This window comes from Pantoea sp. M_10 (genome assembly GCF_008631515.1).
In the GTDB taxonomy this organism is placed as follows: Bacteria; Pseudomonadota; Gammaproteobacteria; order Enterobacterales; family Enterobacteriaceae; genus Pantoea; species Pantoea anthophila.
Genome location: NZ_VWUL01000003.1, coordinates 172,895 through 198,506, shown reverse-complemented (window position 1 = coordinate 198,506; position 25,612 = coordinate 172,895). Strand labels below are relative to the sequence as shown.

The window sequence follows — 25,612 nt, the reverse complement described above, 5'->3', positions numbered from 1 at the left end:
GCGCGCCCCGCGATGGTGGTCAGGAGACTGATATGCAACAACCTCACCCTTTTGACGACCCGCAGCAGGCGTGTCTGGTACTGAAGAACGATCGGCAGCAATACAGCTTATGGCCCACCTTTTGTGCGATCCCGGCCGGGTGGCAGCCGGTATGGGGCCCCGCGCCACAGGCACACTGCCTGACGTGGCTGAATGAACACTGGCACGATATCCGCCCCGTCACCGCAGAAGCCAGCCGGAGCGATCATGTCTGAACTCTCCCTGACACCACAGAAAACGCTGCCGCTGGTGGCTGCCCAGCCCGGTATCTGGATCGCTGACCAGCTCTCGCCCTATAGCAATGCCTACGCCGTGGCACATTTTGTGGAACTGCGGGGCGCACTGGACAGCGCGCTGCTCTCCCGCGCTATCGTGGCGGGCATGCAGGAGGCGGACACCCTGAACATGGCCTTTGGCGAGCGGGACGGCGAACCACTGCAGTGGCCTGTCGCGCAGCATTTCCGCTTACCTGAGGTGATCGATCTGCGCGCCGCCGCCGATCCGCACGCCGCCGCGCGGGCGCGGATGCAGGAGGATTTGTCGGGCGATCTGCGGGTGCTGAGCGGTGCGCCGCTCTGTCACCACAGCCTGCTGCGACTGGGTGAGGAGCAGTGGTACTGGTATCAGCGCTACCATCATCTGGTGGTGGATGGTTTCAGCTTTACCGCCCTGACCCGCCGTATAGCCGATCTCTACAGCGCCTGGCAGCGCGGCGACACGCCGCCGCCGACGCCGTTTGTGCCGTTCAGCGAGGTGGTTGAGGAGTATCAGCGCTATCAGCAATCGGCAGCCTGGCTGCGCGACCGCCAGTTCTGGCTGGAGAAAGGCGCAGCGTTACCTGCCCCCGCCTCCCTCTCCCCGCTGCCGCTGGCCGGTCAGCACGCCAGCACGGATCTGCGGCGTCACAGCATCACGGTGGATCGAAGCGCCTTTCAGAAGCTGCTTGAGCACACCGGCCAGCAGAACCTCAGCGCGGCAGATACGGCCGTGGCGCTGGTGGCGCTGTGGCTGGCGCGTCTGACCGGTCAGAACGATTTTGCCGCCGGTTTCATCTTTATGCGCCGCATCGGCTCGGTGGCGCTCTGCGCCACCGGTCCGGTGATCAACGTGCTGCCTCTGGCAGTGCATTACGATCCGGCCCAGCCGCTGGCAGCTCTGGCGGCCCGGCTGGCGGGTGAAGTCAGAAAAATGCGTCGTCATCAGCGCTATGACGCAGAGCAGGTGCAGCGCGATCTGGGTCGTCACGGCGACAGCGATCCGCTTTACGGGCCGGTGATTAACCTGAAGATGTTCGACTACCAGCTCGATTTCGCCGGTACAGCGGGCATCACCCATCAGCTGGCGTCCGGCCCGGTTCGCGATCTGGAGATGGCTATCTATCTGAACGATCAGGGCGATCTGACGCTGGCGCTGCTGGCTAACGCGCAGCGCTACAGTGACGCCCTGGTGCAGCAGCATGCCCGCCGTTTTAATCGGCTGCTCTCCCAGCTTGCCAGCCAGCCCGCGCGTGCCTGTGGCGAGCTGGATATGCTGATGCCGGACGAGCACCGGCAGCTGGCGGCGATCAATCAGACCGCCGTGACGCTACCCCCGGCCACGCTGAGCAGCCTGCTGCTGCAGCAGGCTGAACGAACGCCGCAGGCACCGGCGCTGACCGATGCGTCGCATCAGCTCAGCTATCAGCAGATGCAGCAGCAGGTCGCCGCGCTGGGACAGCAGCTGATCGCCCGGGGTGTGGCGCGCGGGGATATTGTCGCCGTGGCGCTGCCGCGCTCCGTGTTTTTATCGCTGGCGCTGCAGGCGATCGTCAGCGTGGGGGCCACCTGGCTGCCGCTCGACACCGGGTATCCCGACGACCGGTTAAAGATGATGCTGGCAGACGCCACGCCGAAAGCGCTGATCACCCGCCGTGAACTGGCTGACCGGCTGGCGGCGCTCTCGCCGGTCACACCGCTGTTTTACGACACGCTGTTAACCCCCGCTGAGGCGATGCCGTCGCAGGTGCCCTCCCCGCAGGATGGCGCGTACCTCATCTACACCTCCGGCTCAACCGGGCGGCCAAAGGGCGTGCTGGTCAGTCACGCCGCGATCGTCAACCGCCTGTTATGGATGCAGGATCGCTATCCGCTGGGTCAGGAGGATGTGGTGTTACAGAAGACGCCGGGCAGCTTTGATGTCTCCGTCTGGGAGTTCTTCTGGCCCCTGATCGCCGGTGCGCAGCTGGTGATGGCGCCGCCCGATGCGCACCGCGACCCGGAGGCGCTGAGGCAGCTGTTTGCCCGCTACCGCGTGACCACCACCCACTTTGTTCCGTCGATGCTGGCCGCCTTTGTCGCTGCGCTGCAGGAGGAGGCGGCGGCAGCCTGCTGCGCAACCCTGCGTCGGGTCTTCTGCAGCGGTGAAGCACTGCCCGCCGCGCTGTCGCGTCAGTGGCAGACGCTGACCGGGGTGCCGCTGCATAACCTCTATGGCCCGACCGAAGCGGCGGTGGATGTCAGCTACTATCCGGCCTCCGGCGCAGAGCTGGCCGCCGTTGAAGGCGCCAGCGTACCGATTGGCTTCCCGGTCTGGAACACCGGCATGCGGATCCTGGATGCCCGTCTGCAGCCGGTGCCGCCGGGCATTGCCGGCGATCTCTGGCTGACCGGCGTCCAGCTGGCGCACGGCTATCTGGATCGTCCCGACCTCACGGCCAGCCGCTTTGTGGCCGATCCCTGGGGTGACGGCACCCGGATGTACCGCACCGGCGACGTGGCACGCTGGCTGCCGGATGGCGCAGTGGAGTATCTGGGCCGCAGTGACGATCAGCTTAAAATTCGCGGACAGCGCATTGAGCTGAATGAGATCGATCTGGCGATGGCCGCCCTGCCGGGCATTGAGCAGGCGGTGACGCACGCGGCCGTGCTGGGCGGCGGCGGCGATCAGCAGGGTGATGCCCGACAGCTGGTCGGTTATGTCGTCGCCGATGAGACGATTGACGCGGACGCCCTGCGCCAGCGGCTGGCCACCCGGCTGCCCGCACACATGGTGCCGGTGGCGATTGTTCAGCTGGCGAGCCTGCCGCTCAGCAGCAACGGCAAGCTCGATCGAAAAGCCCTGCCGCTGCCACAGACCCAGGCCAGGATAGCCGGGCGCGCGCCCAGTCCCGGACTGGAAAGCACGCTGGCTCAGGCGTTTGCTTCGCTGCTGGAGCGCGAGTCGGTCAGCGCACAGGATGACTTTTTCTTGCTGGGAGGGCATTCGCTGCTGGCGATGCGTCTGGCGGCGCAGCTGCGCCGGACGCTGGATCAGCCGGTGTCGGTGGGGCAGATTATGGTGGCCCCTACGGTGGAACAGCTGGCGGCTCTGCTCAGCGGCCCCTCTGCCGGGGCGACCCGCGCCGGGTTTGAGACGGTATTGCCGCTGCGGCGCAGCACAGGCCCGACGCTGTTCTGTTTCCATCCCGCCTCCGGTTTTGCCTGGCAGTTCAGCGCATTAACGCGTTATCTGGACCCGCGCTGGTCCCTGCTGGGCATTCAGTCACCCGACCTCACCAGCCCGCTCAGCCAGGCGCAGCATCTTGATGCGGTGTGTGATGCTCATCTGGCGACGGTGCGACAGCAGCAGCCTCAGGGGCCTTACTATTTCCTGGGCTACTCGCTGGGCGGCACGCTGGCACAGGGGATTGCCGCGCGGCTGGAAGCGGAAGGCGAAACCGTTGCCTTCCTCGGGCTGCTCGACACCTGGCCGCCGGAAACGCAAAACTGGGATGCACGGCGCGGCGAGAACGTGCTGGATCCGGCGGTGCTGGAAGAAGTTAACCGCGAGCGCGAGCAGTTTATCGCGACGCAGCGTCAGCAGGCGGGTGAAGGTATGGAGGCGCTGTTCACCACCATTGAGCGCAATTACGCCCGTTCCGTACGGCTGCTGGCCACGGCCCGCAGTGCCCGTTTCAGCGGACAGGCGACGCTGTTTCTGGCGCAACAGACGCAGCAGCCCGGTCAGGATGCACGTCGCGCCTGGGCACCTTACCTCGGCGGTCTGACGATCTGGCCGCTGGACTGTGCCCATGTTGAGATCGTCTCACCCCGCCTGTTTGAACAGATCGGTCCCCGCCTGCAGCAGATACTGGCGTCGCTGAATCCGTAACCGCCTTCTCCTGCGGAGAGGGTGCTGGTCAGCCTCTTCCGCACGGCACAATCATCGGGGTGCCGGCTACCGGATCGCGGATGATGACGCAGCGCAGGCCGTAGATCGCTTCAATCAGCGCTGGCGTCACAATCTCCGCCGGTTTCCCTTCAGCGATGATTTTTCCGTCACGCATCGCAATCAGGTGGCTGGCGTAACGGCACGCCTGATTAAGATCGTGCAGCACCACCACCAGCGTGCGGCCGTGCTGCTGATTGAGATCCTGCATCAGCTCCAGCAGCTCAATCTGATGCGTAATATCCAGCCAGGTGGTGGGTTCGTCGAGCAGCAGTAACGGAGTTTCCTGCGCCAGCACCATCGCGATCCAGACCCGCTGCCGCTGACCGCCAGAGAGCGTATCCACCGGCTGGGCGGCCAGATCGGCCACCCCGGTGGCCTGCATCGCCTGCTGCACCGCCGCCTCATCTTCCTGTCGCCAGCGTCCGAACAGCGTCTGGTGCGGATAACGTCCGCGTGCCACCAGTTCACTGACGCTGATGCCCGCAGGCGCACTGGAACTTTGCGGCAGCAGCCCCAGCCGCCGCGCCACCTCTTTGGTGGCATACCGCGCGATCGTCTGACCATCCAGCAGCACCTCGCCCTGCAGCGGCGTCACCAGCCGGCTCAGGGTGCGCAGCAGCGTCGATTTTCCGCAGGCGTTAGGCCCGATGATGACGGTCAGTTCACCGTCGGGGATCGCGACCGAGAGATGCTCCGCCACGATCTTTTTGTCGTAACCCAGCGTCAGCGCCTTACCCTGCAAACGTGTTTTCTCTCTCACTGGCGTCGCGCCTCCCGTATCAGCAGAGCAATCAGATAGAGTCCGCCCAGGCTGACGGTAATGACACCGACCGGCAGCTGATAAGGCAGGAAAAGATGCTGTGCGGCGTAGTCTGCGGCGATTAACAGCAGCGCACCGCATAGCGCAGCCAGCGGCAGTGCGCCTTTGACGCCTCCGCAGAGACGCCGTGCAATCTGCGGCGCCAGCAGCGCAATAAAAGAGAGAGGCCCGGCCAGCGCGGTTGAGGCCGCAGTCAGGATCACGCCTGTCAGCATCAGCATGACGCGGCTGCGTTCCACCGGAACCCCTAAGGCGCAGGCGGTGTCATCGCCCATCTCCAGCAGACGCATGCGCCGGGCCAGCATTCCCGTTGCCAGCAGCGCCAGCAGCAGCACAACCGTCACGGGAAGCGTCTTCGCCCAGGTGATGCCGTTAAGTGAACCGGCGCTCCAGAGCCCGGCGCTCAGTGCCGCCTCCAGGGAGGCGCTGATAATCAGCCAGCTGTTGAGCGCCATCAGCAGCGCCCGCACGCTGATGCCGACGATAATCAGACGAAAGGTCTCCACGCCGTTGCGCCAGCTGAACAGCCAGACCACCGCAGCCGTAAGCAGCCCGCCCGCCAGTGCCGCCAGCGTCATGCCCGCCATGTTTTGTTGAAACAGCACCAGCGCGACCAGCACCCCGCTGTATGCCCCGGTGTTGAAACCGAGAATATCGGGGCTGCCCAGCGGGTTACGCAGCAGTGACTGAAAAATCGCGCCACTGACGCCCAGCGCGGCCCCCAGCAGCAGCGCCATCATGACGCGCGGCAGACGCCACTCCAGCACAATCAGCTGAACATTGCGCGCCGCCTCCCCGCTGAAGAGCGTCCACACCTGCTGCACAGAGAGGGAGGGGGTGCCGCGTGTCAGCCCCAAAAACGTCAGGATGCCGCAGGCCACCAGCAGTAAAAGCGCATTGATTATGATGCGTTTCATCACAGCCCTCTTCCCGGCCGGCGGCGAACCAGCACAATCAGCATCGGCGCGCCGATAATGGCGGTCACAATCGACACGCGCAGCTCGCCCGGCACCAGCAGCCGTCCCAGAATGTCGGCGGCCAGCAGCAGACAGGGGGTCATCACAAGGGTTCCCGGCAGCAGCCAGCGATGGTCGCTGCCCAGCAGCCAGCGTGCCAGGTGTGGCGTCATTAAGCCGACAAAGGCGATGGGGCCGACAGTGGCCGTCGCCGCGCCGCTCAGCAGCGCAATCGCCAGCAGGCCCGTCAGTTGCGTTCGCACCACGCGGGTGCCCAGTGCGGTCGCCATATCACCGCCCATGCTCAGGCTGTTCAGTGAACGTGCCAGCAGCAGTGCCAGCACGCTGCCGACAGCGACGGCCGGCAAGGTAGCGCGCAGAATGGCGAAACTGCGGATATCCAGCGAGCCGCTATGCCAGAAACGCAGATGATCGTAGATATCAGGATTGAGCAGCGACAGCCCGGACGTTAATCCCTCCAGCACCGCACCCAGCGCTACCCCCGCCAGGGTCAGGCGCACCGGACTGACCCGACCGCCGCCCACGGCGCCGGTCAGCGCCACCAGCAGAGAGGCCAGCAGTGCACCGGCAAAGGCGAAACCCAGCCAGTCAGCCGGGGAGTCTGCGCCGGTCAGGGCGATCCCCAGTACGACCGCAAAACCCGCACCGGCGTTAACCCCCAGAATGCCGGGATCGGCCAGAGGATTTCGCGTCAGGCTCTGCATCAGCGCACCCGCCAGCCCCAGGCTGCATCCGGCCAGCACCCCCGCCAGCGTGCGCGGCAGCCGGGCGTCACGCACGATGACACAATCGACGCGGGTGCAGTCGGTGAACAGGGCCTGAGTGACCTCATGGAGGGGAATGGATTTGGCGCCCAGCATCAGACTGAGCGCGAAAAGTAGCAACAGCAGCATCCCTGAACCTGCTATTGCGCGACATTGACGCATAACGTTTAAGCCTTCACCAGAAGAGTCACAGAGAAGCCCATGCGATTAAGCGACCGATAAGCCTTATCATTTCTGCAGGTTATCCCGTCTCTCAGACGCCACGGCCTTTAACAAACAGCGTCTCCAGCCGCGTCAGCAGATTGCTGGCGCTGTAGTAGTCGAGGCGGAAGCTATCCAGCCCCAGTGCATAGACCGCCCTGCTTTTTACTGCCGGGGTCTGCGCCAGGAAAGGGTTGCTCATCACCTGTGCAGTGGTGTTGTCGTCGGCGGCAAACAGCAGGTAAGTCTGACCATTCAGGCCTGCCGCCAGATTTTCACCTGACAGCTGAAGAATATCTTTGCGCGTTCCCATACTGTGACCAGCGTGAAGGCTGGCGGGCGGCGTCGCCAGCGTGAAGCCCAGCTGCTGCAGTAACCTGGCCTGCGCTGACGCTGCCGTCCACAGGTTCACGGCCCGCCCGTCGCCGTTCCAGACCATCGCGGAAACCGGCTGCGGCGGCAGCGTCAGCTTCGCCTTCAGCGCCTTTTCGCGTGCCTCAAAAGCGTTTATCCGTGCGGCCGCATCCGCCTCATGCCCCGTCGCCTTGCCCAGCAGCGTCACCAGCTGCTGCCAGCTTTTATCGTCATAATTGACCACCAGCACCGGCGCAATCGCCGCAAGCTGATCGACCAGTCTGATGGCTGAATCATTGCCGGTGGCGCTGACCACAATCAGATCCGGCGCTTCGGCAGCAATCGCTTCTGCCCGGGGTTCGCCAATGTAGAGACGCTTCACGCCGCGCTGTTTCGCCACCGCGCCCCACTGCCGGAAATAGCCCTGCTCATCCGCCAGGCGACTGCCGGGGGCGGTGGCCCCGCTGGCGACCACCGGCGCATTAATGGCCAGCAGCGACCCGGTCAGGGTCACGCTGGTTGAGACGATTCGGGTCGGTGCCTGCGTCAGGGTAAGATCGCCACTGGCTCCGGTAATGGTGCGCGGCCAGCCCGTCCCGGCCACCGCGCTGACACTGAGCAGACTGCTCAGAAAAAACAGCACGATCGCCCTGCTAACCCTCTGTTTATTCATACGTTATTTTCCACACTCGTTCAGATAAGGTCGGCGGCTGTTTATGCTGATCTGACCCGGAGCAGCAGCCGAAGCGCCGCATATGGATTGACAGATCCGGCCAATCCACGTAGCTTAACGCCTAATAATACAAATGATAATCATTATTAGTTATCTTATCATTTCCGGGTGAAAAGTATGGCCGAATCACGCGCATTTGAACATCCCCTGTTGCACGATTTTGCGGCACTCTGCCAGGGTTTCCTGTTTACCTCGCCCTGGCAAAGCCTCACCACACAGGGCTGCTTTACAACGCTGACCACGCCAGTCAGACAGGGTGAACAGCTGACAGGGGATTTTCAGCAGCAGCTTCAGCACCACTTTACCTCGGCCAGAAAGCAGGGCATTGCGCACCCCATCGTGGCAGGTGCCATCCCCTTTGACGTGGCGCAGCCCGCCGCGCTGTTTATCCCGGAGTCCTGGCAGCGCTTTAACCGTGACGATCTGATCGCCCGGGCCTCACTGGCAGACGCGAATCTGCCCGTGATTCGTCGCCGTACGGCGTTGCCGGATCAGGCGCGCTTTACCGACATGGTGGCGCAGGCAGTTGCCGCCACGCGCCGGGGCGACCTGGAGAAAGTGGTGCTGTCGCGGCTGATGGAGATCGTGGCTGAACAGCCGGTTGATACGGCTGCTCTGATGCAGCGCATCGTGGTGCAGAATCCCGGCAGCTATCACTTTCATCTGCCCCTGCCCGGCGGCGGCGCGCTGGTGGGAGCCAGCCCGGAACTACTGATTCGAAAACAGGGTCGCCTGTTCAGCTCCTGTCCCCTGGCCGGCTCGGCCGCACGCAGCCACGATCCGCAACGCGATCGGGCCTCCGGCGACAGCCTGATGCAGTCGGCGAAGGATCGTCATGAACATCAGCTGGTGACGGATGCGATGCGCGCCACCCTGCAGCCGCGCAGCCGTTTGCTGTCGGTGCCTGAAACACCCTCTCTGCTGACCACGGCCACCCTCTGGCATCTCGCCACGCAGATCCGAGGCGAAGTGCTGGACGAGCGCGAAAATGCACTCTCCCTCGCCTGCCTGCTGCATCCGACGCCGGCGCTCAGCGGCTTTCCGCATCAGCGTGCGCAGGCCCTGATCCAGCGCCTTGAGCCGTTTGAGCGTCAGCTGTTTGGCGGCATCGTCGGCTGGTGTGACGACCGGGGCAATGGCGAATGGGTCGTCACCATTCGCTGCGGCACGGTGAAGGGATCGCGGGTACGGCTGTTTGCCGGTGCGGGCATCGTGACGGACTCACAACCTGAAGCAGAGTGGCGTGAAACCGGCGTCAAACTCGACACCCTGCTTCGCGCTTTTGGATTGCAATAAAGGAACCTGCATGACGATCTCCTATAGCCGCTGGCCGGACGACCTGGCCGCCCGTTACCGTGAAAAAGGCTACTGGCTCGACCTGCCGATGACCGACATACTGGATCGCCACCGCGACAACGATAGCGTGGCGGTGATTGAGGATGACAGGCGGTTGACCTACCGCCAGCTGGCGGCACTGAGTGACAACCTGGCGGCGGCGTTACAGCGGCGTGGCCTGAAACGGGGTGATACGGCGCTGGTGCAGCTGGGCAACGTGGCCGAATTTTACCTGACGCTGTTTGCCCTGTTTAAACTCGGTGTTGCGCCGGTGAATGCCCTGTTCAGCCATCAGCGCACCGAACTGACCGCCTACGCCAGCCAGATTTCGCCCCGCCTGGTGATTGCTGACCGCACGCATCCGCTGTTTGCCGATGACGCTTTTATTGCGCAGCTCCGCCACGATCACCCTTCACTGCAGCAGGTGATCCTGCGCCATGCCTCACCGCCGGAACAGAGCCTTGAAGCGCTGCTGGCCGAACCGGCCGGTGCGTTTATGGCCACGCCGACCGCGGGCGACGAGGTAGCCTTTTTCCAGCTCTCTGGCGGCAGTACCGGCACGCCAAAACTGATTCCGCGCACCCACAACGACTACTACTACAGCATCCGTGAAAGTGACGCGATCTGTGGCGTCACTGCCGATACCCGCTACCTCATCGCCCTGCCCGCCGCCCACAACTTCCCGCTGAGTTCGCCGGGCGCGCTGGGCGTCTTTTACGCGGGGGGACAGGTTATTTTGGCCGCCGATCCCAGTGCGACAGCCTGCTTTCCCCTGATTGAGAAACATCAGGTGACCGATACCGGCCTGGTTCCGCCTGCCGCCAGCCTCTGGCTGCTGGCGCTTCAGGAATCGGACAGCAAGGCGGCACTGGCCTCCCTGCAGCGCATGCAGGTGGGGGGCGCTAAGCTGGGCGAAACGCTGGCTGCACGCATACAGCATGAGATCGGCTGCACCCTGCAGCAGGTCTTTGGCATGGCCGAAGGACTGGTGAACTACACCCGGCTGGATGATGATCCGCAGACCATTCTCACCACACAGGGACGCCCGATCTCTCCGGATGATGAGGTCTGGGTTGCCGACGAGCAGGGTCATCCTCTGCCCGTGGGTGCCACCGGTCGTCTGATGACGCGCGGCCCCTACACCTTTCGCGGCTACTACAACAGTCCGCAACACAACGCCGCCAGTTTCGACGAACGGGGCTTTTACTGTTCCGGTGACCTGGTTGAGATCACCCCTGACGGCAACCTTATCGTGCAGGGTCGGGAGAAAGATCAGATCAACCGGGGTGGCGAGAAGATCGCCGCGGAAGAGATCGAAAACCTGCTGCAGCAACACGCCGATGTGATCCACGCGGCACTGGTCTCCATGAGCGATCCGCTGCTGGGTGAAAAAAGCTGCGCGTTTATCGTCACCCGTCAGCCGGTAAAACCGGCGGCGCTGCGGCGCCACCTGCGTGAGCTGGGCGTCGCAGAATTTAAGCTCCCCGACCGCATTACCTGCGTAGATGCCCTGCCACTGACCCCGGTCGGCAAGGTCGATAAAAAACGTCTGCGCCAGCATCTTGCCGATCAACACGCGTAAGCCCGATCTGTCCGGAGAATTTTTATGACTATTCCACAACTGACCTCCTATCCACTGCCCGCCGCCACCGAATTGCCGAATAACCGGGTGAAATGGGCGCTGGAGCCGGGCCGGGCCGCCCTGCTCATCCACGATATGCAGCGCTATTTTCTCAGCTTCTGGGGGGAAAACAGCCCGCTGATTGAGCAGGTCGTCGGCAATATTGCCCGCCTGCGTCGCTACTGCAAAGCGCAGGGCATTCCGGTGTTTTACACCGCCCAGCCGACGGCGCAGAGCGATACGGATCGCGCCCTGCTCAACGATATGTGGGGACCGGGCCTGAATAAACATCCCGACCAGCAGAGGATCGTGGCGGCGCTGTCCCCCGACGAGGACGACCAGGTGCTGACCAAGTGGCGCTACAGCGCCTTTCATCGTTCCCCGCTGGAGGCGATCCTGAAGGAGATGGGCCGCGATCAGCTGATTATCACGGGCGTCTATGCCCATATCGGCTGCCTGACCACCGCCACGGATGCCTTTATGCGTGATATCCAGCCGTTTATGGTGGCCGATGCGCTGGCTGATTTCAGCCGCGAGGAGCATATGATGGCGCTGACTTACACCGCCGGCCGCAGCGGAAAAGTGGTAATGACGGCTGATATGATGCCGGTCCCTCTCAGCAAAGCGGACCTGCGCGCGCTCGTCCTGCCGCTGCTGGAGGATGATGAGGTGCCGGAGGATGATGAAAACCTGATCGATTATGGTCTGGATTCGGTGCGCGTCATGGCGCTGGCGGCACGCTGGCGTCAGGTTCACCGGGATATCGACTTTGTTACGCTGGCGAAAAATCCGAGCATCGATGGCTGGTGGGCGTTGCTGTCGCGGGAGCTCACTCAATGAGCCACACCTTCGACTTCAGCGGTCGCGTTGTCTGGGTAACCGGAGCCGGTCAGGGCATTGGTTATCAGAGTGCGCTGGCCTTTCATCGGGCAGGCGCGCGGGTGGAAGCCTTTGACCTGCAGTTTGCGCGGCAGGATTATCCGTTTCGCTGTCATCGCCTGGATGTGGCCGATCCGGATCAGGTAGAAGCGATCTGTCAGCACGTGCTGGCAACGCAACCGCGCATTGATGTGCTGGTCAACGCGGCGGGCATTTTGCGCGTCGGCGCCACCGATGCGCTCTCCTTCGCTGACTGGCAGGCGTGCCTGAACGTCAACGCGGGCGGCGCCTTTAACCTGTTTCAGCAGACGCTGCCGCGCTTTCGCCAGCAGCGCGCCGGGGCCATCGTCACCGTGGCGTCTAACGCGGCGCACGCGCCGCGAATCGGCATGTCGGCCTACGGCGCATCGAAAGCGGCGCTGCGCAGTCTCTGTCTGACCGTGGGGCTGGAAATGGCCCCTTTTGGCGTTCGCTGTAATATCGTTTCACCCGGCTCCACCGACACCGCGATGCAGCGCAGCCTGTGGCAGACCCCCGGTGGCGAGCAGGAAATGATCGCCGGTTTTCCGGATCAGTTTAAGCTGGGGATCCCGCTGGGCAAGATCGCGCAGCCGCAGGAAATTGCGGCCACCGTGCTGTTTCTCGCATCAGACCTGGCCAGCCATGTAACCCTGCAGGATATCGTGGTCGACGGCGGCGCAACCCTGGGAGCCTGAAAATGTCTGCGATCTGGAAACGATCCTTCGATCTTCCCGCTCTGAATGCACTGGGCGAGCAGTCGCTGGTCGCCCATCTCGGGATCGTCTTTACCGTGATAGGCGAGGATTACCTGGAAGCGACGATGCCGGTGGATGCGCGCACGCACCAGCCGTTCGGCCTGCTGCATGGCGGGGCTTCCGTGGTGCTGGCGGAGTCGATGGGCTCTATGGCCGGGTATATGGCGGTGGAAGAAGGCAGCAGCGTGGTAGGTGTCGAAGTTAATGCCAGCCATCTGCGTGCGGTGTCAGCCGGGACAGTGCGGGGGATCTGTCGCCCCCTGCATCTGGGCAGACGCAGTCAGAGCTGGCAGATCGAGATCCGTAACGGCCGGGATCAGTTGTGCTGCAGTGCGCGACTCAGCGTGGCGGTGATGAGCAGCTGAAAAAAAGCCCCCCTTTCGGTCGGAAAGAGGGGCTTTGCCGGTCAGCCTGTGGCCGCGTCGTGGTTAGCGCTGATAGATAATTTCGACGCCTTCGTCGTCTTCATCATCCCAGTCGTCATCCCACTCTTCATCTTCCACTTCTGTCGCATTTTCAAGGGTTTCTTTGTGGTAATCGTCCCACATGAACTCCACTTTCTCCGGCTGCTTCTCTTCAAGCTCGGCTTCTTTCGGATTGGCGTTGATGAAGCTCATCACATCCCAGCAGAGTTCGTTGACGCCGGTACGGCTGGCGGCAGAGATCAGGTAATACTTATCTTCCCAGCCCAGCGCCTCAGCGACCGCTTTAGCACGTGCCTGCGCTTCTTCTTCACCAATCAGGTCCACTTTGTTGAAGACCAGCCAGCGCGGTTTGTTGAACAGCTTCTCGCTGTACTTTTCCAGTTCGCCAAGAATGATGCGGGCATTTTCAACCGGATCGCTTTCATCGATCGGATCGATGTCGATCAGGTGCAGCAACACGCGGCAGCGCTCCAGGTGCTTCAGGAAGCGGATCCCGAGACCGGCACCCTCAGCGGCGCCTTCAATCAGGCCCGGAATATCGGCCACGACAAAGCTCTGCTCGCTGTCCATACGTACCACGCCCAGGCTTGGCACCAGGGTGGTAAACGGATAGTCCGCCACTTTTGGCTTGGCGGCTGACACGGCGCGAATAAAGGTGGATTTACCGGCATTCGGTAAGCCCAGCATGCCGACGTCCGCCAGCAGCATCAGCTCAAGCTGCAGGTCGCGCTTCTCACCCGGAGTTCCCATGGTTTTCTGGCGCGGGCTGCGGTTCACTGACGATTTAAAACGGGTGTTGCCCAGGCCATGCCAGCCGCCTTTACCGACCATCAGTTTCTGGCCGTGACGCGTCATGTCGCCTAAGGTCTCGCCGGTTCCCTGGTCGATAACCCGGGTGCCGACCGGAACTTTGATTTCGATATCTTTACCGCGTTTACCGGTACAGTCGCGGCTCTGGCCATTCTGCCCGCGTTCAGCGCGGAACGATTTCTCGAAACGATAATCGATAAGGGTATTGAGGTTTTCATCGGCGATCAGATAAACGTCGCCGCCGTCACCGCCATCACCCCCGTCAGGGCCGCCCTTCGGGATATATTTTTCGCGGCGGAAGCTGACGCATCCATTACCGCCATCACCCGCGACGACCAGAATTGTCGCTTCATCAACAAACTTCATTTTCAATCTCCGTCACACAATCGCCTGCAGCACTCTGCAGACGGGTCCGCCAGGGTCTTCTGCGCTGACCAGCGGCGGATAAATCAGGACTGGCTGTCGCCAGTGTGTACATAAAGTGTACAGCAAACTTCAGTGAGGCGTCGCTTTTACCGCGACAGAGCGCAGAATGTAAAAAGCCCCGCAGGAGCTGCGGGGCCTTTAATTCGTGCGTTCAGACGTTAAACGTCTGCGTCACGACAACCTTACTCAGCAACGATGCTGATGTATTTACGGTTGTTCGGACCTTTAACTTCGAATTTTACTTTGCCGTCTGCGGTAGCGAACAGGGTGTGGTCACGACCACAACCTACGTTGCTGCCTGCGTGGAATTTGGTGCCACGCTGACGAACGATGATGCTACCTGCCAGAACAGATTCACCACCAAAACGCTTAACACCCAGACGTTTTGCATTGGAGTCACGACCATTTCGAGTCGAACCACCAGCCTTTTTATGTGCCATTTGTCAGATCTCCTCTTACGCCGTGATACCAGTGATTTTCACATCAGTGAACCACTGGCGATGGCCAGCCTGCTTACGGTAGTGCTTACGACGACGAAACTTAACGATCTTAATTTTCTCGCCACGACCGTGAGCAACAACTTCTGCCTTGATCATACCGCCTGAAACCAGTGGCGCGCCGATTTTCACGTCTTCGCCATTAGCAATCATCAGAACCTGGTCAAACTCGATGGTTTCACCGGTTGCGATGTCCAGCTTTTCCAGGCGAACGGTCTGACCTTCGCTTACTCGGTGTTGTTTACCACCACTTTGGAAAACCGCGTACATATAAAACTCCGCTTCTGCGCTTGCCTTTTAGTTCATCAGGCGGCGCGCTAAATATTCACAATAGGGCGCGAATTCTACGCAAAACTCCAGAAGAAGACAAGAGCACTTTGCACACTCTTGCAGAAAAAAAACACAGGCTGAACGCAACCGTTTCTCAGGCTGAAAATTCAAGTACAATCAGTAACAGATTACCTGAACGCTGGCTGGGTAAAAGCACTTACCATGGCAGAGATAACGAGTCATAGCTGAAAAGACGAATGAACTTAGAACAGATCAACGAATTAACCGCACAGGATATGGCTGCCGTTAACCAGACCATCCTCGACCAGCTGAATTCAGATGTCTCGCTCATCAACCAGTTGGGCTACTACATCATCAGTGGTGGGGGTAAGCGTATCCGTCCCATGATTGCCGTGCTCTCCGCACGCGCCATGGGCTACAAGGGCGACCTGCACGTGACCAATGCGGCGCTGATCGAATTTATCCACACCGCCACGCTGCTGCATGACGATGTCGTGGATGAATCCGATATGCGTCGTGGCAAAGCGACCGCGAACGCGGCGTTTGGCAATGCGGCAAGCGTGCTGGTCGGGGATTTTATTTACACCCGCGCCTTCCAGATGATGACCAGCATGGGGTCGCTGCGTATCCTGGCGCTGATGTCAGAAGCGGTCAACGTGATAGCCGAGGGCGAAGTCCTGCAGCTGATGAACGTGAACGATCCTGACATCACCGAAGAGAGCTACATGCGCGTGATTTACAGCAAGACCGCGCGCCTGTTTGAAGCCGCGTCGCAGGCTTCTGCGATCCTGGCTGACGCCACGCCGGAAGAGGAGAAAGCACTGCAGGATTATGGACGCTATCTGGGCACGGCTTTCCAGTTAATCGACGATTTGCTGGATTACAGTGCGGACGGAGAGACGCTGGGTAAAAACACCGGCGACGACCTGAGCGAAGGGAAACCGACGCTGCCGCTGCTGCATGCAATGCAGAACGGCTCACCTGAGCAGGCGAAGATGATCCGCGAAGCCATTGAGAAGGGTAATGGCCGCCATCTGCTGGAACCGGTACTGGAAGCGATGCACCAGTGCGGCTCGCTGGAGTGGACCCGCACCCGCGCCGAACAGGAAGCGGATAAGGCGATTGCCGCTCTGCGCATTCTGCCTGAATCACCCTGGCGCAGTGCGCTGGAGTCGCTGGCGCACATGTCAGTTCAGCGCGATTTCTGATTCCCTACGGAGCCTCCCTGGCTCCGTTTCTCCTCCCCGCTCTCACTTCTTTATGTTCGCTCATTGCTGTTGCATGCCTTTTGCGGGCTGTCACACAGACCCGACGCTGACGCCAAATATTACTGGAAATTAATGGAAACTATTTGCTATAAAAAACGCTTACTTTCCAGATAACAGTAAAAAGGTAAGCCAACGTCCCGGTGGACGACACAAAGACAAGGAGAACGGGTTATGCAAAAAAGGATGGAAGACTGGCACCCGGCTGACATTATCGCAGCCCTGCACAAACGCGGTACGACGCTGGCCGCACTGTCACGCTCGGCCGGCCTCAGCTCATCAACACTCGCGAATGCGCTGACGCGCCCGTGGCCAAAAGGCGAATGGCTGATCGCCGAGGCGATCGAGGTGCATCCCAGCGAGATCTGGCCCAGCCGCTACTACGATCCTGACACGCACCGCCTGCTGGATCGCAAAAAACGTATCCGGATCCCCGCCGATCTTTCCGGCACACCCTGAGATCGACAGGCGAAAAAAAACCAGCCCCACAAAGGGCTGGTTCTTTCAGCGCATACCTGAGATTACTCTTCGCTGACGCGCTCGATATTCGCACCCATCGCTTTCAGCTTATCTTCGATATGCTCATAGCCACGATCGATGTGATAAATGCGATCGACGAATGTCGTGCCTTCTGCGATACAGCCAGCCAGAACCAGGCTGGCAGAAGCACGCAAATCGGTCGCCATCACCTGCGCACCGGACAGGGTTTCCACCCCGTGACAGATCGCGGTGTTGCTCTCGATCTCCGCATGGCCGCCCATACGAATCAGTTCCGGGATGTGCATGAAACGGTTTTCGAAAATGGTTTCGGTAATCACGCCGGTGCCTTCCGCCACCATATTCAGCAGGGTGAACTGCGCCTGCATATCGGTCGGGAAACCCGGGTGTGGCGCGGTGCGCACATTGACCGCTTTAGGGCGTTTGCCGTGCATATCGAGACTGATCCAGTCTTCGCCGGTTTCGATATCGGCACCGGCATCACGCAGTTTAGAGAGAACCGCATCCATCGTATCGGGCTGAGCCTTGTGGCACATCACTTTACCGCCTGAAATGGCGGCTGCCACCAGGAAGGTGCCGGCTTCGATACGGTCCGGCAGAACGCGGTAAACACCGCCGCCCAGACGCTCGACGCCTTCGATGGTGATCTTGTCGGTGCCTGCGCCGCTGATGCGGGCACCCAGCGTGTTAAGGAAGTTGGCGGTATCGACAATTTCCGGCTCCCGCGCCGCATTCTCGATCACGGTGGTGCCGGTCGCCAGGGTTGCCGCACTCATAATAGTGACGGTTGCGCCGACGCTGATCTTGTCCATGACAATCAGCGCGCCCTTCAGGCGGCCGTTGACGGACGCCTTGACGTAGCCCTCTTCCAGCTTAATCTCGGCACCCAGCTGTTCCAGGCCGGTGATATGCAGGTCAACCGGACGCGCACCAATCGCGCAGCCGCCCGGCAGCGAAACCTGACCCTGACCAAAACGCGCCACCAGCGGGCCCAGCGCCCAGATGGAGGCGCGCATGGTTTTCACCAGATCGTAAGGCGCACAAAATACATCGACCGCGCTGGCATCGACATGCACAGAACCGTTGCGCTCCACCTTCGCACCCAGCTGGCTCAGCAGCTTCATGGTGGTATCAATGTCGCGCAGCTTTGGCACATTCTGGATCTCTACCGGCTCTTCAGCCAGCAGGGCAGCAAACAGAATAGGTAGCGCGGCGTTCTTCGCCCCGGAAATGGTTACTTCACCACTTAAGCGGGTGGGGCCTTGCACACGAAATTTGTCCATTAACACGGCTCTCAATTAACTAGCTAAAGATGGGACTCGCTTACCACGAGTGCACCACGCTGAGGGATCAGAAACCGTTGAGTTTACGGTCGCGCGCCCATTCAGCGGGAGTATAGGTTTTGATAGAGACAGCATGAATGCGGTTGTCCGCGATGTATTCCATCAGCGGCGCGTAGACAGCCTGCTGTTTTTTCACGCGGCTCAGCTCGCCAAACAGTTCGCCTACGGCGATTACCTGAAAATGGCTGCCATCGTTGCTCATCACATGCACTTCGTCTAAAGGCAGCGCTGCCATCAGCACGGCCTGAATTTCACTGTTTTCCATTGTGCTTAACTTCACTTAATAATAATAAGGCTGACATAGTAGAGGAAAGCGGCTGACTCTTAAATACGCAAAAGCCCCTGTTGAAAACAGGGGCTTAGCATAACAAGCGGAAATCAGGCGCTTTTATCCGCAGAAACAATAATCTGTTGCAGATTGTAAAGCGTAATCAGCGACTGCAGTTTGTCGCTGATACCGGCAAAGCGCGGGGTGCTCCCCTGCGCCCGTGCGATTTCCCGCAGGTGCACCAGCAGAGCGAGGCCGGAAGAGTCAACCCGGTTCAGCGCCGCGACGTCGATCGTCTCGACGCCGCGAATCAGCGTTTCACGCTGCTGCCAGAGGCCCATCAGGGTGTCGCGATCCAGCTCGCCTTTCAGTAATAGCGTGCTGGCTTCGCGCTCCCAGCGTAACGATTCGTGCATTATTGTTGTTTATCCAGCGTGATTGGCTGTGACGCAGACGATTTGAGCTGCGCCGTCAGACCATCGATACCTTTGGTCCGTAACAGATCGCTCCACTCATTCTGTTTGGTGGTGATCATGCTGACACCTTCGGCAATCATGTCATAAGCCTGCCAGTTGCCAGTCTGGCTGTTTTTACGCCACTGAAAGTCGAGGCGAACCGGCGGACGGCCATTAGGATCGATGATAGTGACGCGAATCGCCACAATTTTGGCGTCGCCCAGCGGCTGCTCAGGCTGGATCTGGTAGCTCTGGCCGTTGTAGAGGGCCAGTGCCTGACCATAAGCCTGGGCCAGATAGTCGCCAAAAGCGCTGAAGTAAGCTTCGCGCTGGGCCGGTGTTGAGTCACGATAGTAGCGACCCAGCACTAATGCGCCCGCATATTTGATCTGCACGTAAGGCAGCAGTTCCTGACGCACAATCTGACGCAGGTAGTTGGGGTCCTGCTTGATTTTTGGCTGCTCATTTTTCAGACGGCTGAAGGTCTTTTGCGCCGCTTCGTTCATCAGCTTGTAGGGATTGCTCTGGTCGGCTGCCGTTGCCGTCAGCGGGACCGCAACCACCAGCATGGCAATCATCAGTAAACGTTTAAACATGGTATGCCCTCTTCTTTAAGGTTGAGCCGGTTCCGCAGGCGCGGCACTGCTGCCATCCTGCGCATCCTTGCCCTCATTTTTTTGTTTGTTGTCGCCGCTCTTGTAAAGGAACTGACCGATCAGATCTTCAAGCACCATCGCCGATTTGGTGTCGCGCAGCGTATCGCCATCTTTCAGCATCGCCGAACCGAGCTCAGGGTCGTCAAAGCCTAAGTTAAGCGCCAGGAACTGCTCACCCAGCAGACCCTGGGTGCGAATCGCCAGCGAACTGGTGTCTGAAATTTTATTCGCGTACTGATCGCTGATCTCCATCGTGACGCGCGGCAGCAGGGTCTTCGGTTCAAGCTCGATATCCGTCACCCGGCCAATCACTACGCCGCCGATTTTGACCGGCGAACTGGCTTTGAGGCCGCCAATATTGTCAAAGGTCGCGTAGAGTTTCCACGTCGGCTCCGTGCCCATCGACTTCAGGTCGGCGACGCGCAGACAGAGGAACAGCGCGGCGATCAGCGCCATAATCATAAAAATGCCAACCCAGATTTCGCTTTTTTTGCTTTGCATTGCATCAATTCCCAAACATCAGTGCTGTCAGCACAAAATCCAACCCGAGTACCGCCAGAGAGGCGTGTACGACGGTACGCGTTGTCGCGCGACTGATCCCTTCGGAAGTGGGAATCGCGTCATAGCCATTAAAAAGAGCAATCCAGGTCACCGTCACGGCAAAGACGGCGCTTTTAATCAGGCAGTTCACCACGTCGGTGCGGAAATCGACTGCATTCTGCATCGCCGACCAGAAGAAGCCGGGATCGATCCCCTTCCAGCTCACCCCCACCAGCGCACCGCCCGCGATCCCGACCGCCGTGAAGATGAGTGCCAGCAGCGGCATGCTGATGAAGCCCGCCCAGAAACGGGGCGACACCACCCGGCGTAACGGATCGACCGCCATCATCTCCATACTGGAGAGCTGCTCGGTGGCTTTCATCAGGCCGATTTCCGCCGTCAGCGCCGAGCCCGCCCGTCCGGCAAACAGCAGTGCGGTCACCACCGGTCCCAGCTCTCGCAGCAGCGACAGGGCCACCAGCATACCCAGACTGGTTTCGGCGCCATAGGTGGTCAGTACCAGATAGCCCTGCAGCCCGAGAACCATGCCAATGAAGAGACCCGATACCACAATAATCAGGAGCGACAGCACGCCAACGCTGTAGAGCTGTTTGATCAGTAGCGGCGTGTGTCTGCGAAACGCCGGTTTTCCTACCAGCGCATGAAACAGCATTAATCCTGCGCGTCCAAAACTGGCGCACGTTTCAATTCCCTGACGACCAAACGACGCCAGCGCCTTCAAGACCATCTGTTTAGTTACTCCGTGAGCCGGTTAAATCAGCGAGATAATCGCCGGCAGGAAAACGGAATGGAACCGGACCATCCGCATCGCCATCAATAAACTGGCGCACGCGCGGGTCGTTATTCTCTCGCAGTTCCGGCGTGGTGCCGTGTGCGATAATTTTTTGTCCGGCCACAATATAGGCATAGTCCGCAATGCTCAGTACTTCCGGTACGTCATGCGAGACCACGATGCAGGTCAGGCCCAGCGCATGGTTCAGTTCATCAATGAGTTTGACCAGCACGCCCATGGTAATCGGATCCTGACCGACGAAGGGCTCATCAAACATGATGAGTTCCGGCTCCAGCGCAATAGCGCGCGCCAGGGCCACACGTCGCGCCATGCCGCCTGACAGCTCTGCGGGCTTCAGCTGGGCCGCGCCCCGCAGGCCCACCGCCTCCAGCTTCATCAGCACCGTGCTGTGCAGCAGCGGCTCAGGCAGTCGCGTATGTTCACGCAGCGGCCACGCAACGTTTTCATAAACCGTTAAGTCTGTAAACAGCGCACCCGACTGGAACAGCATGCTCATCTTTTTACGCGCTTCATACAGTCTGGCGCGCGATAATGACGGAATGTTTTCGCCACGGAAAAAAATCTCGCCGCGGGTCGGCTGAAGTTGCCCCCCAATCAAGCGTAGCAGAGTGGTTTTTCCGATCCCCGATGGCCCCATAATCGCGGTCACTTTGCCTTTCGGCACGGTCAGCGAGATGTCATCAAAGATGGTGCGATCTCCGCGCGAAAAACTCACGCCACGAACCTCAACCAGATTCGTTTGCTGCTGGGTCATTATTACCTCTTGTAAGGATCGGGCGTAAACATGGGGTACGATGGTAGCCTGTTCGGTCCTGATTCACGATAGCTTTACAGAAACTTACCGCTAAGATTTGGCGAAAATGGTCATTAAATTTACTTTTGCCCCTGAGGCGGTCAAAATCAGCGCCTGTCTCGCCAAACAGAATTTTAAACCGGCCGGGAACGCATTGCCGGCCTGAGTTTTTACGCAAGGATTTTTCATGTTCGTAGCTTCTGCACTGTTGATTATCGGTTTGCTTTTACTGGCTTATGGTGCCGATCGACTGGTGTTTAGCGCCTCAATATTATGCCGCTCTCTGGGCATTCCGCCGCTGATTATCGGCATGACCGTGGTCAGCATCGGCACCTCGCTGCCGGAGATGATCCTCTCCTTTTCGGCAGCGCAGCATGGCCAGATGGATCTCGCTGTGGGCACCGCCCTCGGCTCGAATATTACGAACATTTTACTGATTCTGGGTGCCGCTGCGCTTATGCACCCGCTGAGTGTGCATTCTAATCTGATTCGCCGCGAACTGCCGCTGATGTTGCTGGTCACCCTGCTCAGCGGTTTTATGCTGTTTGACAATCAGCTTAGTCGACTGGATGGAATTGGCCTGATCGCGATTGCCGCGATTTATCTTCTGGTGGTGATTCGCATCGCACGCAAGGCCGAACGGGACAATAACGACACCCTGACCCGCGAGCAGCTGGCCGAGCTGCCCCGTGAAGAGAGCGGCAACACGGTGGCCTTTCTCTGGCTCGCCGTTGCGCTGATCATCCTGCCGATGTCGACACGTATGGTGATCGACAATGCTACGGCCTTTGCCGACTACTTTGGCGTCAGTGAGCTGGTGATGGGCCTGACGCTGATTGCCGTGGGCACCAGCCTGCCTGAGCTGGCAACGGTCATCGCCGGTGCACTGAAAGGCGAAGATGATATCGCGATCGGTAATCTGGTCGGCGCCAACATTTATAATATTGCCATCGTGCTTGGCCTGCCGGCGCTGATCCACCCCGGCAGCATTGACTATCACGCTTTCGCCCGCGACTACTGGGTGATGCTCGGCGTGAGTGCGCTCTTTGCCCTGCTCTGCCTGCTACGGCGCCGCCGTGTTGGCCGGACGGCAGGCCTGATTTTACTCTGTGGTTTCTTCGTCTGGGTGACGCTGCTGTGGATACAGCCGGCGTTCATGGACGGCTAACAAGGACAGACTCACTATGTCACATCAGCAACCAACAGCATTCGACTTCCAGCAGGTGGGAAAAACCGTCCTGCGCATTGAGCGTGAAGGGCTGGAACAGCTCGATCAATATATCAATGAGGATTTTGCCCGCGCCTGCGCCCTGATCTATGCCTGCCAGGGTAAGGTGGTAGTAATGGGCATGGGGAAGTCAGGTCACGTCGGCAAGAAAATGGCGGCGACCTTTGCCAGCACCGGCACGCCCGCCTTTTTTGTGCATCCGGGCGAAGCCAGCCACGGCGATCTGGGCATGGTGAGCAAAAATGATGTGGTCATCGCCATTTCTAACAGCGGGGAGTCGAACGAGATTCTCGCCCTGATTCCGGTGCTGAAGCGCCAGCACATTACGCTGATCTGCATGACCGGACGGCCTGACAGCGCGATGGGACGGGCTGCCGACGTGCATCTCTGCGTCCACGTTCCTCAGGAAGCCTGCCCGCTGGGTCTGGCCCCGACCAGCAGTACCACCGCCACGCTGGTGATGGGTGATGCTCTGGCGGTTTCGCTGCTGGAAGCGCGGGGATTTACAGCGGAGGATTTCGCCCTCTCCCACCCCGGCGGTGCGCTGGGCCGCAAACTGCTGCTGCATGTGGCCGATATCATGCACAGTGGCGATGCGCTGCCGCATGTCACCCGTGACGCCTCACTGCGCGATGCGCTGCTGGAGATTACCCGCAAAAACCTCGGTCTGACGGTGATCGTCGACGACCTGATGAAAATCGAAGGGATTTTTACTGATGGTGACCTGCGCCGCATCTTTGATATGGGCATCGATTTCCAGCGTGCCACCATCGGGGAAGTGATGACGCCAGGGGGCATCCGCGTCCGGCCAAACATGCTGGCGGTGGACGCCCTGAACCTGATGCAGACCAAAAACATTACGTCGATTCTGGTGGCCGATGACGACCATCTGCTCGGTGTGGTACATATGCATGACATGCTGCGCGCTGGCGTAGTCTGAACAGGAAGAGAAAATGCAACAGGCAACTCCCCCGATTGACACCTGCTACGGCCCGGTCAGTGCTGAGGTTATGGCGCGCGCCAGTCGCATTCGTCTGCTGATCTGTGACGTGGACGGCGTGATGTCCGACGGGGTGATCTACATGGGAAATAACGGCGAAGAGCTTAAGGCGTTCAACGTGCGGGATGGCTATGGCGTGCGTTGCCTGCTGACCTCAGATGTGGAAGTGGCTATTATTACCGGCCGCAATGCCCGTCTGATGGAAGATCGCTGCAAAACGCTCGGCATCCGTCATCTTTATCAGGGACAATCGGATAAGCTTTTGGCCTATCGCGAACTTCTGGATAAACTGTCCCTTTCCGACGACCAGGTCGCCTATATCGGCGATGACCTGATCGACTGGCCGGTCATGGCGAAGGTGGGATTGAGCGTGGCGGTGGCGGATGCACATCCCATCCTGTTGCCGCGCGCAGACTATGTTACCCGTATCGCCGGTGGACGCGGTGCGGTTCGTGAAGTCTGCGATCTGATCTTAATGGCGCAGAACAAATTTGAGGATGCCAAAGGGCAATCAGTATGAGTAAAAGCAGGCGTTGGATAACGCTGATTCTGACCTTGATTGCACTGGTTTTGATCGGCTGGAATCTTACCAATAAGGATGACGATGGGATGCCCGTCGGGACAGACAGTCAGTCTCCGACCTACACCAGTGCGGATTCGCACACGGTGGTTTATAACCCGCAGGGCGCGCTGTCCTATAAACTGGTCTCAGACAAAGTGACCTATTTCTCGGATGACGAACTGAGCTGGTTCGAGCATCCGGTGATGACCACCTATGATGAGAACAAAATCCCGACCTGGACGTTACGCGCGGATAAGGCAAAGCTCACTAAAGATCGTATGCTTTATCTTTATGGCCATGTTGAGCTCAACACGCTGACGCAGGATTCTCAGCTGGAGCGGATCAAAACAGATAACGCGCAGATCAATCTGGTGACCCAGGACGTTACCTCGGATGACCAGGTGACATTGTATGGCCGCAGCTTTAACTCCACCGGCATGAAAATGCGCGGCAATTTACGGACAAAAAACGCCGAGTTAATCGAGAAGGTCAAAACCTCTTATGAAATTCAAAATGAACAAAAATAGCCTGAAGCTTTTACTGGCCAGCGTGCTGCTGGCGACCAGCGTTCCGGCGCTGGCCCTGACCGGTGACTCGGACAAACCCGTTAATATTGACTCGCAGAATCAGGCGCTGGATTTACAGGGCAATGTCGCGACCTTTACCGGTAACGTCATTGTGACGCAGGGCACCATCAAAATTACGGCAGATAAAGTCGTGGTCACCCGTCCGGGCGGCGACAGTAAGAAAACTATCGTCGACGCCTACGGTAATCCTGCCACCTTCTATCAGATGCAGGACAGCGGCAAACCGGTTCAGGGCCATGCCGCAAAACTGCATTACGAACTGGCCAACGATTTCGTTGAACTGACCGGCAATGCGTTTATTGAGCAGCAGGACAGCAACATCAAAGGCGATCGCATCACCTACCTGGTGAAAGAGCAGAAGATGCAGGCTTTCAGCCAGGGCCAGAACAAGCGCGTCACCACCGTACTGGTGCCGTCGCAACTTCAGGATAAAGCGTCGTCCAACAGCGAGAAGAAGAGTAACTGAT

28 protein-coding genes are annotated in these 25,612 nt (G+C 59.7%); 14 read left to right on the top strand and 14 right to left on the bottom strand.

Annotation, left to right across the window (positions count from 1 at the left end):
• Positions 1 to 32 precede the first annotated feature (32 nt).
• Positions 33 to 254 carry an MbtH family protein gene (locus tag F3I47_RS10750; protein ID WP_009092432.1) on the top strand — a complete coding sequence of 74 codons (222 nt, stop codon included), beginning with the start codon at positions 33 to 35 and terminating at the stop codon, positions 252 to 254.
• Positions 247 to 4,167 carry an enterobactin synthase subunit F gene (locus F3I47_RS10745; RefSeq protein WP_150028718.1) on the top strand — a complete coding sequence of 1,307 codons (3,921 nt, stop codon included), beginning with the start codon at positions 247 to 249 and terminating at the stop codon, positions 4,165 to 4,167. The genes F3I47_RS10750 and F3I47_RS10745 overlap by 8 nt, the downstream gene beginning before the upstream one ends.
• Before the next feature lie 28 nt (positions 4,168 to 4,195).
• Here F3I47_RS10745 and F3I47_RS10740 read toward each other — a convergent pair whose 3' ends face one another.
• The 4 genes from F3I47_RS10740 to fepB form a co-directional block, all read right to left on the bottom strand.
• Positions 4,196 to 4,987 carry an ATP-binding cassette domain-containing protein gene (locus F3I47_RS10740; RefSeq protein WP_150028719.1) on the bottom strand — a complete coding sequence of 264 codons (792 nt, stop codon included), beginning with the start codon at positions 4,985 to 4,987 and terminating at the stop codon, positions 4,196 to 4,198.
• The gene (gene fepG, locus F3I47_RS10735; RefSeq protein ID WP_190311310.1) at positions 4,984 to 5,964 is read right to left on the bottom strand and encodes an iron-enterobactin ABC transporter permease; all 981 of its coding nucleotides are present in this window, start codon (positions 5,962 to 5,964) and stop codon (positions 4,984 to 4,986) included. The genes F3I47_RS10740 and fepG overlap by 4 nt, the downstream gene beginning before the upstream one ends.
• A complete protein-coding gene (fepD, locus tag F3I47_RS10730; RefSeq protein ID WP_150028721.1) occupies positions 5,964 to 6,950 on the bottom strand; it encodes a Fe(3+)-siderophore ABC transporter permease in 987 nt (328 codons plus the stop codon). The genes fepG and fepD overlap by 1 nt, the downstream gene beginning before the upstream one ends.
• A 91-nt stretch (positions 6,951 to 7,041) precedes the next feature.
• On the bottom strand, positions 7,042 to 8,016 hold the full coding sequence (gene fepB / locus F3I47_RS10725) for a Fe2+-enterobactin ABC transporter substrate-binding protein (protein ID WP_150028722.1): 975 nt from the start codon (positions 8,014 to 8,016) through the stop codon (positions 7,042 to 7,044).
• 177 nt (positions 8,017 to 8,193) lie between these two features.
• Between fepB and F3I47_RS10720 the strand changes: the two genes are divergently transcribed.
• From F3I47_RS10720 to F3I47_RS10700, 5 genes are read left to right on the top strand one after another with little or no spacing between them, the layout of a single operon-like run.
• Positions 8,194 to 9,372, top strand: coding sequence for an isochorismate synthase (locus tag F3I47_RS10720; protein ID WP_150028723.1), 1,179 nt, complete (start codon positions 8,194 to 8,196; stop codon positions 9,370 to 9,372).
• Positions 9,373 to 9,382: 10 nt separating this feature from the next.
• Positions 9,383 to 10,993 (top strand): (2,3-dihydroxybenzoyl)adenylate synthase, encoded by a 1,611-nt coding sequence (locus tag F3I47_RS10715; RefSeq protein ID WP_150028724.1) that lies wholly within the window; start codon positions 9,383 to 9,385, stop codon positions 10,991 to 10,993.
• 24 nt (positions 10,994 to 11,017) lie between these two features.
• On the top strand, positions 11,018 to 11,872 hold the full coding sequence (locus tag F3I47_RS10710; protein WP_150028725.1) for an isochorismatase family protein: 855 nt from the start codon (positions 11,018 to 11,020) through the stop codon (positions 11,870 to 11,872).
• The gene (gene dhbA / locus F3I47_RS10705) at positions 11,869 to 12,627 is read left to right on the top strand and encodes a 2,3-dihydro-2,3-dihydroxybenzoate dehydrogenase (RefSeq protein WP_150028726.1); all 759 of its coding nucleotides are present in this window, start codon (positions 11,869 to 11,871) and stop codon (positions 12,625 to 12,627) included. Before F3I47_RS10710 ends, dhbA begins: the two co-directional genes overlap by 4 nt.
• 2 nt (positions 12,628 to 12,629) lie before the next feature.
• Positions 12,630 to 13,052, top strand: coding sequence for a hotdog fold thioesterase (locus tag F3I47_RS10700; protein WP_046101077.1), 423 nt, complete (start codon positions 12,630 to 12,632; stop codon positions 13,050 to 13,052).
• Positions 13,053 to 13,115: 63 nt separating this feature from the next.
• Here F3I47_RS10700 and cgtA read toward each other — a convergent pair whose 3' ends face one another.
• From cgtA to rplU, 3 genes are all read right to left on the bottom strand, one after another.
• Positions 13,116 to 14,288 carry an Obg family GTPase CgtA gene (gene cgtA, locus F3I47_RS10695; RefSeq protein WP_009092447.1) on the bottom strand — a complete coding sequence of 391 codons (1,173 nt, stop codon included), beginning with the start codon at positions 14,286 to 14,288 and terminating at the stop codon, positions 13,116 to 13,118.
• A gap of 242 nt (positions 14,289 to 14,530) precedes the next feature.
• Positions 14,531 to 14,788, bottom strand: a complete 258-nt coding sequence (gene rpmA / locus F3I47_RS10690) for a 50S ribosomal protein L27 (protein WP_009092448.1) — start codon at positions 14,786 to 14,788, stop codon at positions 14,531 to 14,533.
• A 15-nt stretch (positions 14,789 to 14,803) separates the two neighbouring features.
• Positions 14,804 to 15,115 (bottom strand): 50S ribosomal protein L21, encoded by a 312-nt coding sequence (rplU, locus tag F3I47_RS10685; protein WP_008925416.1) that lies wholly within the window; start codon positions 15,113 to 15,115, stop codon positions 14,804 to 14,806.
• Positions 15,116 to 15,372: 257 nt separating this feature from the next.
• On the opposite strand from rplU, the gene ispB reads away from it, so the two are divergent.
• The gene (gene ispB / locus F3I47_RS10680; protein ID WP_150028727.1) at positions 15,373 to 16,344 is read left to right on the top strand and encodes an octaprenyl diphosphate synthase; all 972 of its coding nucleotides are present in this window, start codon (positions 15,373 to 15,375) and stop codon (positions 16,342 to 16,344) included.
• Between the two features lie 231 nt (positions 16,345 to 16,575).
• On the top strand, positions 16,576 to 16,860 hold the full coding sequence (locus F3I47_RS10675; protein ID WP_033736431.1) for a helix-turn-helix transcriptional regulator: 285 nt from the start codon (positions 16,576 to 16,578) through the stop codon (positions 16,858 to 16,860).
• 62 nt (positions 16,861 to 16,922) lie between these two features.
• Here the strand turns inward: F3I47_RS10675 and murA are convergent, their stop codons facing one another.
• The 7 genes from murA to mlaF form a co-directional block, all read right to left on the bottom strand.
• Positions 16,923 to 18,182, bottom strand: a complete 1,260-nt coding sequence (gene murA, locus F3I47_RS10670; protein WP_009092454.1) for a UDP-N-acetylglucosamine 1-carboxyvinyltransferase — start codon at positions 18,180 to 18,182, stop codon at positions 16,923 to 16,925.
• Between the two features lie 67 nt (positions 18,183 to 18,249).
• Positions 18,250 to 18,507, bottom strand: coding sequence for a BolA family iron metabolism protein IbaG (gene ibaG / locus F3I47_RS10665; protein ID WP_009092456.1), 258 nt, complete (start codon positions 18,505 to 18,507; stop codon positions 18,250 to 18,252).
• A 113-nt stretch (positions 18,508 to 18,620) separates the two neighbouring features.
• Positions 18,621 to 18,926 carry a lipid asymmetry maintenance protein MlaB gene (mlaB, locus tag F3I47_RS10660; RefSeq protein ID WP_046101075.1) on the bottom strand — a complete coding sequence of 102 codons (306 nt, stop codon included), beginning with the start codon at positions 18,924 to 18,926 and terminating at the stop codon, positions 18,621 to 18,623.
• Entirely contained in the window at positions 18,926 to 19,561 is a 636-nt protein-coding gene (gene mlaC / locus F3I47_RS10655) for a phospholipid-binding protein MlaC (protein WP_009092458.1), read from the bottom strand. Before mlaC ends, mlaB begins: the two co-directional genes overlap by 1 nt.
• Before the next feature lie 15 nt (positions 19,562 to 19,576).
• Positions 19,577 to 20,122: an outer membrane lipid asymmetry maintenance protein MlaD gene (gene mlaD, locus F3I47_RS10650; protein WP_009092459.1), complete on the bottom strand. Its 546-nt coding sequence runs from the start codon at positions 20,120 to 20,122 to the stop codon at positions 19,577 to 19,579.
• Between the two features lie 4 nt (positions 20,123 to 20,126).
• Positions 20,127 to 20,909 (bottom strand): lipid asymmetry maintenance ABC transporter permease subunit MlaE, encoded by a 783-nt coding sequence (mlaE, locus tag F3I47_RS10645; RefSeq protein ID WP_009092460.1) that lies wholly within the window; start codon positions 20,907 to 20,909, stop codon positions 20,127 to 20,129.
• Between the two features lie 4 nt (positions 20,910 to 20,913).
• Positions 20,914 to 21,729, bottom strand: coding sequence for a phospholipid ABC transporter ATP-binding protein MlaF (gene mlaF / locus F3I47_RS10640; RefSeq protein ID WP_046101074.1), 816 nt, complete (start codon positions 21,727 to 21,729; stop codon positions 20,914 to 20,916).
• Between the two features lie 226 nt (positions 21,730 to 21,955).
• Here mlaF and F3I47_RS10635 point away from each other — a divergent pair, with 226 nt between their 5' ends.
• Genes F3I47_RS10635 through lptA form a run of 5 tightly spaced genes read left to right on the top strand, consistent with a single transcriptional unit; the run spans position 21,956 to position 25,611 of the window.
• A complete protein-coding gene (locus tag F3I47_RS10635) occupies positions 21,956 to 22,936 on the top strand; it encodes a calcium/sodium antiporter (protein ID WP_150028728.1) in 981 nt (326 codons plus the stop codon).
• A gap of 16 nt (positions 22,937 to 22,952) precedes the next feature.
• Entirely contained in the window at positions 22,953 to 23,936 is a 984-nt protein-coding gene (gene kdsD, locus F3I47_RS10630) for an arabinose-5-phosphate isomerase KdsD (protein ID WP_009092463.1), read from the top strand.
• 13 nt (positions 23,937 to 23,949) lie between these two features.
• Positions 23,950 to 24,516 (top strand): 3-deoxy-manno-octulosonate-8-phosphatase KdsC, encoded by a 567-nt coding sequence (kdsC, locus tag F3I47_RS10625; RefSeq protein ID WP_009092464.1) that lies wholly within the window; start codon positions 23,950 to 23,952, stop codon positions 24,514 to 24,516.
• Complete coding sequence (lptC, locus tag F3I47_RS10620; protein WP_009092465.1) at positions 24,513 to 25,085, top strand: LPS export ABC transporter periplasmic protein LptC; 573 nt, start codon at positions 24,513 to 24,515, stop codon at positions 25,083 to 25,085. Before kdsC ends, lptC begins: the two co-directional genes overlap by 4 nt.
• Positions 25,060 to 25,611, top strand: a complete 552-nt coding sequence (lptA, locus tag F3I47_RS10615; RefSeq protein WP_033736432.1) for a lipopolysaccharide ABC transporter substrate-binding protein LptA — start codon at positions 25,060 to 25,062, stop codon at positions 25,609 to 25,611. The genes lptC and lptA overlap by 26 nt, the downstream gene beginning before the upstream one ends.
• Position 25,612 lies beyond the last annotated feature (1 nt).